10 protein-coding genes and 1 pseudogene are annotated in these 12629 nt (G+C 42.9%); 8 read left to right on the forward strand and 3 right to left on the reverse strand.

All coding sequences use genetic code 11. The features are described 5' to 3' along the window. A complete protein-coding gene (locus BUC07_RS12555) occupies positions 1-1884 on the reverse strand; it encodes a peptidylprolyl isomerase (RefSeq protein ID WP_073170092.1) in 1884 nt (627 codons plus the stop codon). Positions 1885-1974: 90 nt separating this feature from the next. Further along, complete coding sequence (gene guaB / locus BUC07_RS12560; RefSeq protein WP_073169989.1) at positions 1975-3447, reverse strand: IMP dehydrogenase; 1473 nt, start codon at positions 3445-3447, stop codon at positions 1975-1977. A gap of 183 nt (positions 3448-3630) precedes the next feature. Between guaB and BUC07_RS12565 the strand changes: the two genes are divergently transcribed. The 7 genes and pseudogenes from BUC07_RS12565 to BUC07_RS12595 all read left to right on the forward strand — a co-directional run bounded on the left by BUC07_RS12565 (position 3631) and on the right by BUC07_RS12595 (position 9551). Then, positions 3631-5535 (forward strand): RecQ family ATP-dependent DNA helicase, encoded by a 1905-nt coding sequence (locus tag BUC07_RS12565; protein ID WP_073169991.1) that lies wholly within the window; start codon positions 3631-3633, stop codon positions 5533-5535. Between the two features lie 92 nt (positions 5536-5627). Then, positions 5628-6259: pseudogene (locus tag BUC07_RS12570) on the forward strand (DUF5063 domain-containing protein). Further along, on the forward strand, positions 6252-6824 hold the full coding sequence (locus tag BUC07_RS12575) for a 3'-5' exonuclease (protein ID WP_073169994.1): 573 nt from the start codon (positions 6252-6254) through the stop codon (positions 6822-6824). Before BUC07_RS12570 ends, BUC07_RS12575 begins: the two are co-directional and overlap by 8 nt. A 4-nt stretch (positions 6825-6828) precedes the next feature. Further along, the gene (locus BUC07_RS12580; RefSeq protein WP_073169996.1) at positions 6829-8019 is read left to right on the forward strand and encodes a class I SAM-dependent rRNA methyltransferase; all 1191 of its coding nucleotides are present in this window, start codon (positions 6829-6831) and stop codon (positions 8017-8019) included. A 65-nt stretch (positions 8020-8084) separates the two neighbouring features. Then, on the forward strand, positions 8085-8405 hold the full coding sequence (locus BUC07_RS12585) for a nucleotidyltransferase domain-containing protein (protein WP_073169998.1): 321 nt from the start codon (positions 8085-8087) through the stop codon (positions 8403-8405). Continuing rightward, complete coding sequence (locus tag BUC07_RS12590) at positions 8389-8787, forward strand: HEPN domain-containing protein (protein ID WP_073170001.1); 399 nt, start codon at positions 8389-8391, stop codon at positions 8785-8787. The genes BUC07_RS12585 and BUC07_RS12590 overlap by 17 nt, the downstream gene beginning before the upstream one ends. A gap of 53 nt (positions 8788-8840) precedes the next feature. Further along, positions 8841-9551, forward strand: a complete 711-nt coding sequence (locus BUC07_RS12595; RefSeq protein WP_073170003.1) for a phosphoadenylyl-sulfate reductase — start codon at positions 8841-8843, stop codon at positions 9549-9551. A 3-nt stretch (positions 9552-9554) separates the two neighbouring features. On the opposite strand, the gene BUC07_RS12600 is transcribed toward BUC07_RS12595, so the two are convergent. Beyond that, complete coding sequence (locus tag BUC07_RS12600; protein ID WP_073170005.1) at positions 9555-9914, reverse strand: DUF3795 domain-containing protein; 360 nt, start codon at positions 9912-9914, stop codon at positions 9555-9557. 243 nt (positions 9915-10157) lie between these two features. Between BUC07_RS12600 and BUC07_RS12605 the strand changes: the two genes are divergently transcribed. Beyond that, positions 10158-12548, forward strand: a complete 2391-nt coding sequence (locus BUC07_RS12605; RefSeq protein WP_073170007.1) for a glycoside hydrolase family 65 protein — start codon at positions 10158-10160, stop codon at positions 12546-12548. Positions 12549-12629: the final 81 nt, after the last annotated feature.

Here is a 12629-nt window from a genome sequence, read left to right on the forward strand (position 1 = left end):
TTAAACATGCGGAACAGATCTCAACACTTTTTTATTCACTTTTATTTTATATTTTTTTCGCAGCTTTTTTAGCCACTCTTTTTCCAGGTGATTTTGATAATCGGAAATATACAATCCGCGAGCTTCTTCAAGGGTTTTGGGCTCGGGAGGAATTTTGTCACCGCGAATAAAAGTAAGTTCCGGATTAAAGCTGGTGGTTTTTTTGCCGTTCCAAACGTAATAATCAACCACATCATTGGCTCCTTCTTCCCACGCTCCTTCCTCTATTTCCACCTTTTTCCCTGATTCATTTAGCAAATCTTCCACTTCGGCGGCAGTCATTCCGGCAGCAAAATATTTTTCGGCCTCCTGCCTTGTTTCCTGGCTTTTACATGTTATTATGAGGCCTTTAAAACGCTCCCCCCATTGATGTATTCCTTTATTTTTTTTATAAAATTTTTGAAGCCCGGCAGTGTCCTTCGATGCAAAGCCCCAGATTTTCTCTTCCATAATATTGAAAAGCAAAATTCCGTCGTGATACTCTTTCATCAGGTACCGGAATTCAGGATGTTTCTCCTCCAGTTTCGAATCTTCCAGTTGTATAATTTCATGAGCAACCCAGTCGTTGTAATGGCCTAAAGAGTTGCTGTTTTCAATGCCGTTTTTTTTCAGAAAAGCATTAAAGTCGTTCAGGTGGAAGTCTTTATTGTCGATTGAAAAAAGCAGGAGTTCTTCACTGGGATTTTCGTTTGTTTTCAGCTTTTCCAGATTGGCACTGTTTGCCTCAAAATTGTACTCTTTTTTTAGTTTTTCAACAAAAGCTTTCTGGCTGGAATTGGACCGCTCAGGGTCTCTTCTAACCCTTTCTTCAATTTGCTCGCGTGCTTCTTCAAAAGATGGGACAGGCCGGTGATCCAACTTTTTTATGATATGAAAGCCAAAAGGGGTTTCAACAGGCGGTGTCATATCTCCGGTGTTTTCGAGAGCGAATGCCGGAGTTGAAAATTCGGGTATCATCCGTCCTGCAGAAAACCAGGGCATTTCGCCGCCCTGCATTGCCGATCGTTTGTCATCGGAGAGCTTGCGGGCCATGTCGGCAAAATCGGCACCGTTTTGCAATTCCGTATAAATTGAATCGATCTCTTTTTTTAGCTCATTTTTGTCGAAGTTCTCAACGCCCTGCGGGAACATTTTCATGATGTGTGCCACTTTTATCTCGCCCTTGTTGGGACGTAAATCGTGCACTTTTATGAGGTGATAGCCAAATGATGAACGAACCGGTTCCGAAATTTCGCCAACAGGGGTGTTGAATGCTGCATTTTCGAATGGAGCCACCATTTGGAATGCCGTAAAGTAGCCCAGTTGTCCGCCGTTGTTTGCCGCATTCGGGTCTTCTGAATATTCAACTGCAGCTTCGCTAAAAGGTTTTCCTGCAAGGATCTCTGCCCTGATTTCATTTGCTTTTTTCAACACTTCCTGCTCCTTTTGGTAGGTTGCGTTTTCCGGTACCTGCAATAAAATATGGCTGGCATTTATCTCTTTGGTCATGCGGTTATACAACTCTTTTATCAGCTTCTCATCATATTTCATGTCGGTTAAATAAGGCGCTGCAAGTTCTTTCCTGTAGCCGGCCAGTTCTGTTTTAAATGCAGTGCTGGTATCCATTTTCAGGTTTTGAGCCTCAATAACCTTTAGTTTATAATCGATGAACATATCGAGGTATTCTTTAGGCGATTTTGCCTCGGTTTCATCGTACAGGTTCTGGTTGTTTTTCCTGTAAATCCGTTCGAATTCTGCTTTGCTGATTTCAATGTCGTCTATAGTAAGCAGAATCTCTTCGTTCTGACCCCAAACAAGGCCGGAAAACAAGATTAATCCTGCTATCAGGAAAACAGTGTGTTTCATTTTTGTATTCATTTTAGAAACAACGCTTCAAACTCAATTTTTATATCCGGTTGATGTGAATTTAACAGAGAAAACCCGGTACTCATTATTTTATCGGCTACTGTAATTTGGCGCTTCACGCGTTATAGAAACATCGTGCGGATGACTTTCCTGAACGCCGGCATTTGTAATTTTTGTGAACCTGGCATTTTGCAGCAGTTCAATATTACCTGCCCCGCAGTAGCCCATTCCGGCCCGCAGCCCGCCAATTAGCTGGTACAGCACTTCGTACAGTGTGCCTTTGTAGGGAACGCGGGCAGCAATACCTTCAGGAACCAGTTTTTTAATGTCTTCTTCCATATCCTGGAAATAGCGGTCTTTGGAACCTTTTTGCATGGCTTCAATAGAACCCATTCCGCGGTACGATTTAAATTTTCGTCCCTGGTAAAGAATGGTTTCGCCCGGAGATTCTTCCACACCGGCAAAAAGGCCGCCCGCCATTACCGAGTTGGCACCTGCTGCAATGGCTTTCACAATATCGCCTGAATAACGAATTCCGCCATCGGCAATTACCGGAATGTTGCTTCCTTTTATGGCTTTTGCCACACTATAAATGGCCGAAAGCTGCGGGATTCCAACACCTGCAATTACACGTGTGGTACAAATGGAGCCGGGACCTATTCCTACTTTTACGGCATCGGCACCTGCTTTCATGAGTGCAATTGCGCCTTCTTCCGTGCCAATATTTCCGGCTATTATATCTTTTTCAGGATATTTAGCTTTTATCTTTTTCAAAAACTCAAGCACCCCTTTCGAATGCCCGTGGGCAGTGTCGATAACAAGGGCATCTACCTGTGCTTTTACCAGTTCGTCAGCACGCTCCATTGTGTCCGAGGCCACTCCAATTCCTGCAGCTACCCGCAATCGGCCTTTTTCATCTTTGCAGGCCAGCGGTTTGTCTTTTGCCTTGGTAATGTCTTTATAAGTAACCAGTCCAATCAGTTTGTTGTTTTTATCCACCACCGGCAGTTTTTCAATTTTATACCGTTGCAGGATTTCCGCTGCTTTTTCCAGGTCGGTCGATTCGGTAGTTGAAATAAGCTTTTCCTTAGTCATCACCTCCTCAATCGGACGGTTCATGTCCTTTTCAAACCTGAGGTCGCGGTTGGTGACAATGCCAACGAGGTGGCCTTTGGAATCAACAACCGGTATGCCGCCAATTTTAAATTTGGACATAATATCCAGCGCATCTGCCACCTTTTTCTCGCGGGTAATGGTAATGGGATCATAAATCATCCCGTTTTCTGCCCGTTTTACTGTGGTTACCTGGTGCGCTTGATCTTCAATATCCATGTTTTTGTGAATGACCCCGATACCCCCTTCACGGGCAATGGCAATGGCCATTTTATGTTCGGTGACCGTATCCATGGCAGCCGTTACAATGGGGGCATTTATAATTATGTTTCGGGAGAAGTGAGAGGTGAGATCCACGTTGCGTGGCATAACTTCTGAGTATGAGGGCAATAACAAAACGTCATCGAAAGTTAATCCTTCATATGCTACTTTTTCAGAAAAAAACGACATGTGCTACTCTTTTTATATTTTTATTAAAGCGCAAAACTACAAAAAATTAGGTTAGTACTATTGGTAAAAATTGTGATCGATTTCGATTTGATTGATAAAAATTGTTAAAGCCATATGTGCGAAAGCGTTTATTTTTGTTGAAGAAATGTAAAAGCTCGCAAATGATTTCTTATTTTGTAACTCATGAATAAATTCAGGCAGATACTGGCACAATACTGGGGCTATTCTGAATTCAGGCCTTTGCAGCTTGATATCATTGAATCGGTGGCCTCGGGAAAAGATACACTTGGGTTGATGCCAACAGGCGGTGGTAAATCAATTACTTTCCAGGTGTATTCGCTGTCGGAAGAAGGTATTTGTATTGTTATTACCCCGCTCATCGCCCTTATGAAGGACCAGGTCCAGAATCTTCAGAAAAAAGAGATTAAGGCACTGAAAATACACAGCGGAATGTCGCCTTTTGAAATTAAAGTTACGCTTGACAATGCAGTTTGGGGCGATTACAAATTTCTTTATGTTTCGCCGGAACGACTAAGTTCAGAGCTGTTCCGCGATCGGCTCCAAAAAATGAAGGTGAATCTGGTCACAATCGACGAAGCACATTGTATTTCGCAATGGGGGTACGATTTCAGACCGAGTTACATGAACATTATCGGGCTGAGGGAAATTTTGCCCGGTGTAAAATTTCTGGCCCTCACAGCCACTGCCACACCAAAAGTAACCAAAGATATTCAGGAAAAGCTTGGTTTCAGCAAACCTAATGTGCTGAAGATGTCGTTCAGCCGCGAAAACCTGAGTTACCTGGTGCGGTTACGCGAAAACAAACCGGCCTATTTACTCGAAACTTTAAAAAAGGTAAAAGGCTCGGGCATTGTGTATTCACGCAGCCGGAAGGGAACCCGCGAGTTGGCTGCTGAACTGAAAAAATATGGTATTTCGGCCGATTACTATCATGCAGGCTTGAGCAACGCCGTTCGCAGTGAAAAACAGGATGAATGGCTTTCGGGAAAAACCAGGGTAATTGTTTCTACCAATGCTTTTGGGATGGGCATCGACAAACCCGATGTGCGTTTTGTGGTACATTACGAGCCGCCCGATTCGCTGGAGGCCTACTTTCAGGAGGCAGGCAGGGCAGGGCGCGACGGGAAAAAAGCGGCTGCTGTGTTGTTGTTCAACAATGCGGATAAAACCAGGCTGAAAAAGCATGTAACAACTGCTTTCCCTGAGCCCGGCGCCATAAAGAAAATTTACAATGCGCTGTGTAATTATTTCCAGATTGCCGTTGGGTTTGGCAAAGGACAGGTTTACGAATTCAGCCTGCAGGGATTTGCGCAGGCTTATAAATTTCAGCAGGCACAGGTTTATAACAGCCTGAAAATTTTGCAGCGTGAAGGCTACCTCGAATTTACCGAGGAAATCGACAGTCCCTCACGTTTGTATTTTACGGTGTCACGCGATGATTTGTATAAATTTCAGGTTGAAAACGCCTCGCTCGATGGCTTCATTAAATTAGTCCTGCGTTCTTATACCGGGCTTTTTAGCGGATATGTTGCTGTTGATGAAGATTTGCTGGCCCGGCGGGCAGGCTTAAGTCAGGAGAAAGTTTATATGTTTTTAAAACATCTGCGCAAATCGAAAATCCTGGATTATGTGCCGCGCAGCCAAACGCCTTTTATCTATTTCAGCAAAGAGCGGATTTCGATTGACCGGCTAAAAATAACAAAGGAAAACTACGATTACCGGAAGAAAGATTTTTTGAACCGCGTGGAAGCAGTTATTCATTACGCCACCTCTAACACCACCTGCCGTAGCCGGTTATTGCTCGAATATTTTGGCGAAACCGACTCCAGCGACTGTGGTACCTGCGATGTTTGCCGGTCGTTGACAAACATGGAGCTGAGTTCGTTCGAATTTTCTGAAATCAGCAACCAGGTGAGGAAATTGCTGGAAACGCCCTGTGCTTACGAAACACTTCTGCTGAAACTAAAAGGCAACCGTGATAAAATGATGGAAGTGGTAAAATGGCTTACCGACAACGGGAAAATTGTTTTGCGGGTGGACAAAAAATTGGAATGGAAAGAAAAGTAGGAAGTTATACTTCAGGTATGTCTGGTATGTAATTATCATTTACTCTTAAAAATCTTTGTTACTTTTGCAGCGTTTTTTCATTGGCATTTATTATGAGTGATAAAGGAGAATTAAATCCGGTAGTTTATTCGAAAAACGTGGTGGAGTTTGTTACTGTGGCAAATGAATATTGCGGAACAGTTGAAAAAGTAAATGAACTGCCGGTGGAGGAAGGCCTGCAAAAATTGCAAAAGATGTTGCCGTTACTTTATTTAAAGGGACCATGCTCCCCCAGACCGAAAAAATGCTGGAGGACGAGCTGGAAAAATATGTAACCGAACTCGATTACAATTTGTTGCATCAGAAGTGGTTGCAGGCGCTGGGCGAATACGACAGCTTTTACGAAGTGTTCGATCCGAATATTCAGTTTGGCGACGAAACAGTAACAGCCAGTATTTCTGAAAGCTTGCTCGATATTTACCAGGATTTGAAAGATTTTTTAACGGCATACAGTCTTGGCGATGAAATGATTATGAACGATGCCCTGGCCGATTGTGTTTATCATTTCGAAGATTCCTGGGGCCAGCGGCTGGTTAATGTATTACGTGCTGTTCACATGCTGGTTTACAGCAATGTGGATTTTGCAAAAGCACACAATGATGATGAGGTACAACCCGGAACCGGCAGCCCCGAGTGGCTCGACAAGTTTTGGGGTAACAATACTGAGGAAGATAACAATGTTTAAAGAAAGTATAACAAAAGAAGAGCTGACCGATTTGCCACTGCGTTGGTTCGAAGGAAAAATTGTAGTGGTTGACAAGCCTGAACAGGTAAAAGGAATTGCCCGTTTGCTGGCTTCGTATCCGGTAATTGGATTCGACACCGAAACCCGGCCGTCGTTTAAAAAAGGCAAAACAAATAAAGTGGCACTGTTGCAGCTTTCCACGCCCGATCAGGCATTCTTGTTCAGGGTAAATAAAATAGGCCTGCCCAAAGAAATACGAAAAATTCTGGCCAATCCGGAAATCATTAAACCCGGCGTTGCAATCCGCGATGATATTAAGGGATTGAAAGAAATTAACCCCTTTGAACCCGGTGGTTTTATTGAATTGCAAGACTTTGCTAAAGAGCTGGGAATTCAGAATTTCAGCCTGAAAAAGCTGGCGGCCATAACCTGCAATTTTCGCATTTCAAAATCGCAGCAACTTTCTAACTGGGAAGCAGATTCGCTTACCGATGCACAGCAGGTTTATGCCGCTACCGATGCATGGGTTTCGCTGAGAATTTACGAGAACTTTGCAAATAATTAATTTCATGGCTGAAGGATTTACCAAAATTGTGCTGAAATCCGGCAAGGATCAATCGCTGAAACGTTTCCACCCATGGGTGTTTTCGGGGGCTATTAAGAAAACATACGGTCCGCTCAACGAAGGCGATTTGGTGGAGGTTTTTTCCAATAAAGATGAATTTCTTGGACTGGGCCACTACCAGATTGGTTCCATCACTGTGCGGATTGTTTCCTTTGAAAAAACTGAACCCGACTTCGATTTCTGGAAAACTAAAATTCAAAAGGCCTGGGATTACCGGAAAACACTTGGGTTTGACCAAAATGAAAAAACAAATGTTTTCCGGCTCATTCATGCTGAAGGTGACGGACTTCCCGGATTAATTGTAGATTTTTACAACGGAACTGCCGTAATGCAAATGCACTCGGTGGGAATGTTTTTGATTCGCGAAGAACTGGCAAAAGCCCTGAAAGAAGTTTTGGGCGACCGGTTAAAAGCAGTTTACGATAAAAGCGCCAAAACACTCCCCAACAAAGCTGCCATCGAACCGGAAGACGGTTATTTAGTTGGTGAAAAAGCTGAAAACGAAGTGTTGGAGTATGGGCTCAAATTTAATATCGATTGGGTAACCGGACAGAAAACCGGATTTTTTATTGACCAGCGCGAGAACAGATGGCTGGTTCAGAAATATGCCGAAAACCGCGATGTACTGAATATGTTTGGTTACACCGGCGGGTTTTCCATTTATGCGATGCAGGGCGAGGCAAAAACAGTGCATTCGGTTGATGCATCGGCAAAAGCCATTGATTTAACCAACGGAAATGTGGCACTCAATTTCCCCGATGATCCGCGCCATGAAGCTTTTACAGCCGACGCATTTGAATATTTGAAAGATATTCAGGACAAATACGATTTAATCATTCTCGATCCACCTGCATTTGCCAAGCACCGCAGCTCAATGCACCAAGCCTTGCAGGGCTACAAACGGATAAATACAAGGGCGTTTGAGCAGATTCGCAGCGGGGGTATTTTGTTTACTTTTTCATGCTCACAAGTGATCTCGAAAGACCGTTTTCGTGAGGCCGTTTTTTCAGCCGCAGCCATTTCAGGCCGCACCGTTCGAATTCTTCATCAGTTAACACAGCCATCCGATCATCCGGTGAATATTTACCATCCTGAAGGCGAGTATTTAAAAGGGCTGGTTTTGTATGTGGAGTAAGAGTTGTAATTGTTTTTTCCTTTTACTTCAAGTACACATTTCCTATATTTGTATAAAAATAATTGATGATATCTCAAGATAAAATAGAAGAAATTAAGCAAAAGATTGTAAATAATTTCAATCCAAAACAAATTTTGCTGATTGGTTCGTATGCCTCCGGTACTCAGAATAATGACAGTGATTTAGACCTCTTAATTGTGAAAGATTCGGATTTACCTCGTCAACGCAGGGCATTCAATATCCGTAAATCTTTAATTGGAAATAGAATTCCAATGGATATTTTAGTTTATACTCCCGATGAGTTTGAATCAGAAAAAAATGAAAAGTATTCATTTATTAATTCGGCATTAAAAAATTCACGGCTTTTGTATGACCAGAGCAAATAACCAAATTGTAGCAGCCTGGATTGAAAAGGGAGATCATGATTTGGGATCTGCCAAAGTAATTTTTCAATACATTCCTGAGTATTTTGATACTGTTGCTTTTCATTGTCAGCAAGCAGTTGAAAAATACCTGAAGGCTTTATTGATTTTTCATGAAATTGAATTTCCAAGAACCCACGATTTACCTTTTTTGCTTGAGTTGCTGTCCCGAAAAATGGATGTTGATTCGAATCAGTTTGATAAAGCAATAGTCCTGAATGGATTTGCAGTTGAAATTCGTTATCCAAATTTAACGATTAAACTTTCAAAGGAGGAATTACATGAGGCCATTGAAATAGCTGAGTATTTCAGAATTTTCACTGAACAACAAATAAAAACGCAGTAGTTCTCTTTTTCCAATCAAAAAACTATTTTTGAAGTGTATTAAAAATTGTGATAATGACAACGGACCAGAGACTTGCTGATAAATATAATTCCGAATTTACTGACCAGAATATTATTCAAAAAATAAAACAACTCACTGTAAATCACCCGGGTAAAGTGATTTTTACCACCAGTTTTGGGTATGAAGATCAGGTGATTACCGACATGATTTTCAAAAATGATTTACCGGTAAAAGTCATCACCCTCGATACAGGTCGCATGTTTGAAGAAACCTACAAGGTTTTTCGGAGTACACTTGAGCGTTACGAAAAACCCATAGAAGTTTACTTCCCGCCAGCCGAAAAAGTAGAAAAATTGTTGAATGAAAAAGGCCCCTTCAGTTTTTATGAATCCATTGAAAACCGAAAGGAATGTTGCTACATTCGCAAAGTCATTCCGCTAAAACGAGCGCTGAAAGGAAACGAAATCTGGATTACCGGGCTCCGTGCATCACAATCGGAAAACCGCAGCAATTTGCATGAATTTGAATGGGACGAAGGCAACCAAAAAGTAAAGTTCAACCCGTTGATTAACTGGAGCCTCGATGAGGTGAAAGATTACGTGAATAAGAATAATGTTCCTTACAATGTGCTTCACGACAAAGGTTTTGTAAGCATTGGTTGCGAGCCCTGCACCCGCGCCATTAAACCCGGCGAGGATTTCCGTGCCGGCCGCTGGTGGTGGGAGCAAAGTTCGGGAAAAGAATGTGGTTTGCACGAGAGCTGAATTTTACAAAACAGAGCGGATAAAATCGAGCCGCCTTTTCGAATCGTTGCTCTCCTTAAATAGCACCTGAAGATATTCACAAGGATAATTGTCGCAATAAGCACAATTTGAAAACTGTTTTTTGATGCAGCAATTTCTGATTTTACAATTCAGGCAACCTTCAAATATTTTGGCATCCTCAGCTTTACACCCTTCGCAACCGGTAATGTCATTTGCAGTTAAGTTGGTTGCATAAATTTCATTGCTTAAATGGGCAATTTCATCCTTCATTTTTTTCTTTTGCAATTCATCTGTTTCGTGGGTAGCCCAAAAAATGGGACATCCCTCGCAAAGCAATCCGCAATATGAAATTGGTATATTCATATTCGTAATTTTTTGTTAGCAGTTTTAAAAGTACTGCAAATTACAAAAAAGAGCTTAAACAAAACAGATTAGTGTTTTTGTAATGTATTTCAATTTTATGATTAATCATATTTGAGAATCTGTACAATATTCTGTATTTTCAGGTTTTTGGTACCACCATGTTTTGAAATTGAAAAACGGAAAGCAATTTTAAGTGAATTGCAAAACGGTGCTGCCATTTGTGAATAATTAAAAAACCATGAGATGAAAGCCTGGAAAGTAATTTATAACGATTGGATACCCGAAAAACAACCAACAAGAGAAGCATTAACGACTTTAGGCAACGGCTATTTTGCCGCACGCGGTGCTGCTGAAGAATCCGATGCCGGAGGGCCTCATTACCCGGGTACTTACCTGGCTTGTGGTTACAACCGGATGACATCAAAAGTTTCGGGACGCGAAGTTGAAAATGAGGATTTGGTAAATTGGGCCAACTGGTTGAGTTTGAAATTCAGGATTGAAGATGGCGACTGGTTTGATTTGGAAAAGGTTGAGATTATAAAATACCGGAATGAACTGGATTTGAAAAGCGGTATTTTGAAGCGCACCGTTGGTTTTGTCGATCAGGAAGGACGTGAATCATTGCTGATTAGCAGGAGATTGGTGCACATGAAATTTTCGCACCTTGCTGCTATTGAATGGAAAATTACCCCACAAAACTGGTCGGGTAAAATTGAAGTTCAGTCAGCCATCGACGGCACTGTTACTAATTCGGGAGTCGATCGTTACAGCGATTTGCGTGGTGATCACCTCAAACCACTGTTCACCAAACAAGTGGACGATAAATGCATCATGCTTGTAGTGAAAACAAAGCAATCGAAGATTCGGATGGCACAATCGGCCCGTACAACCGTCTTCTCTGATGATGAACCCATTTCTGCAGATTCTGAAATAACTGAAAAAGAAGGATACATTGCCCAGTATTTAACTTTTAATGCAGAGCAAAATAAAACAGTCAGGGTTGAAAAAATAGTCGGACTGCATACATCGCGTGATAATGCAATTAGCGAACCGGCACTTGAAGCCTGTAACGCTGTGCAGCGCGCAGGTAATTTCGAAGATTTGCTGACTTCTCACACACGTGAATGGAAACAGCTTTGGTACCGGTGCGATCTGGAACTCGAAGAGGGAGAATACACGCAGATGATTCTCCGGTTACACATTTTTCACATTTTGCAAACGGCATCTGCCAATACCATCGATTTGGATGTGGGCATTCCCGCCCGCGGTTGGCACGGCGAAGCTTATCGCGGCCACATTTTCTGGGATGAACTTTTTGTTTTTCCTTTCCTCAATTTTCAGCTTCCTGAACTGGCCCGGTCGCTGCTGATGTATCGCTACCGCCGGTTACCCGAGGCACGGCGTGCGGCGCGAAATGCCGGTTTCAAAGGGGCAATGTTCCCGTGGCAAAGCGGAAGCAACGGGCGCGAAGAAAGCCAGGAATTGCACCTTAATCCGAAATCGGGCGAGTGGGACCGTGACGACACCTATTTGCAGCGGCATGTGGGGGCCGCCATTGCCTACAACATTCACCAGTATTTTGAAGCCACACGCGACCTTGAGTTTATGTCGTTTTATGGGGCCGAGATGCTGCTTGAAATTGCCCGTTTTTGGTCGAGCATTGCTGAATGGAACCCCGACCGCGAGCGTTTTGAAATCAGGGGAGTGGTTGGCCCCGATGAATTCCATACACAATATCCCGATTCCGACAAGCCTGGCCTCAATAACAACGCCTACACCAATGTGATGGCTGTATGGGTGCTTCAAAAAGCGCTGAATATGGTGGAGCAGCTTTCTGAAACCCGCAAGGTGGAACTTTTTGAAGAGTTGGATATTGATGAAAGCGAGCTCGAACGCTGGGAGAAAATTACCCGCAAAATGTACGTGCCCTTCATTAAAAAAGGTATTATCAGTCAGTTTGAGAGATACGACGATTTGCAAGAAATGGACTGGGACAAGTACCGCAAAAAATACGACGATGTACAACGCATGGATCGCATTCTGAAAGCGGAAGGCGATACCCCAAATCGTTATAAAGTTGGAAAACAGGCCGATGTGCTGATGTTGTTCTATCTTTTCTCGGTGGAGCAGCTGAAAGAAATTTTTAACCGGCTGGGCTACGAATTCGAACCATCTTCAATTCCTGAAAATGTGGATTATTATCTGAAAAGAAGTTCGCACGGATCAACACTCAGCCGGCTGGTTTATTCGTGGGTAATGTCGCGGTCTGATCGCGAACGCTCGTGGAAAGCTTTTCAAAAAGCACTATTAAGCGATTTTGAAGATGTTCAGGGCGGCACCACATCCGAAGGAATTCACCTGGGTGCCATGGCCGGTACGGTAGATATTGTACAGCGGTGTTACACCGGCCTCGAAATTCGCGACGGGGTGCTCTGGATCAACCCGCGGCTGCCGCGTGAGCTTCAGTCGCTGAAAATGCGCATTCGTTACCGGGGGCATTGGATTCATTTCCTTTTCAACCATAAAATAGTTGAGGTTACATTCGAAGCCGGCTGGTCGCCCAAGGTGGAAATCGGCTTCCGGGAAAAAGTGTACACCTTTGGCGAGGGCGATCGGAAAACTTTTTCGCTGTAACTGATTTATTTATGCAATTCACCTAATCACCGCAGTAAAAAATTAAACTATTCCCGAATCTAAAAGGTTTGCAACAATGTA

Source organism: Tangfeifania diversioriginum (genome assembly GCF_900141875.1).
Classification (GTDB): Bacteria; Bacteroidota; Bacteroidia; order Bacteroidales; family Prolixibacteraceae; genus Tangfeifania; species Tangfeifania diversioriginum.

Bases quoted from the DNA above. Each gene is read 5' to 3' on its own strand.
- BUC07_RS12585 (WP_073169998.1), top strand. From the start codon at position 8,085: ATGATATCTCAAGATAAAATAGAAGAAATTAAGCAAAAGATTGTAAAT.
- BUC07_RS12580 (WP_073169996.1), top strand. From the start codon at position 6,829: ATGGCTGAAGGATTTACCAAAATTGTGCTGAAATCCGGCAAGGATCAA.
- BUC07_RS12605 (WP_073170007.1), top strand. From the start codon at position 10,158: ATGAAAGCCTGGAAAGTAATTTATAACGATTGGATACCCGAAAAACAA.
- BUC07_RS12555 (WP_073170092.1), bottom strand. From the start codon at position 1,884: ATGAAACACACTGTTTTCCTGATAGCAGGATTAATCTTGTTTTCCGGC.
- guaB (WP_073169989.1), bottom strand. From the start codon at position 3,447: ATGTCGTTTTTTTCTGAAAAAGTAGCATATGAAGGATTAACTTTCGAT.
- BUC07_RS12600 (WP_073170005.1), bottom strand. From the start codon at position 9,914: ATGAATATACCAATTTCATATTGCGGATTGCTTTGCGAGGGATGTCCC.
- BUC07_RS12590 (WP_073170001.1), top strand. From the start codon at position 8,389: ATGACCAGAGCAAATAACCAAATTGTAGCAGCCTGGATTGAAAAGGGA.
- BUC07_RS12565 (WP_073169991.1), top strand. From the start codon at position 3,631: ATGAATAAATTCAGGCAGATACTGGCACAATACTGGGGCTATTCTGAA.
- BUC07_RS12575 (WP_073169994.1), top strand. From the start codon at position 6,252: ATGTTTAAAGAAAGTATAACAAAAGAAGAGCTGACCGATTTGCCACTG.
- BUC07_RS12595 (WP_073170003.1), top strand. From the start codon at position 8,841: ATGACAACGGACCAGAGACTTGCTGATAAATATAATTCCGAATTTACT.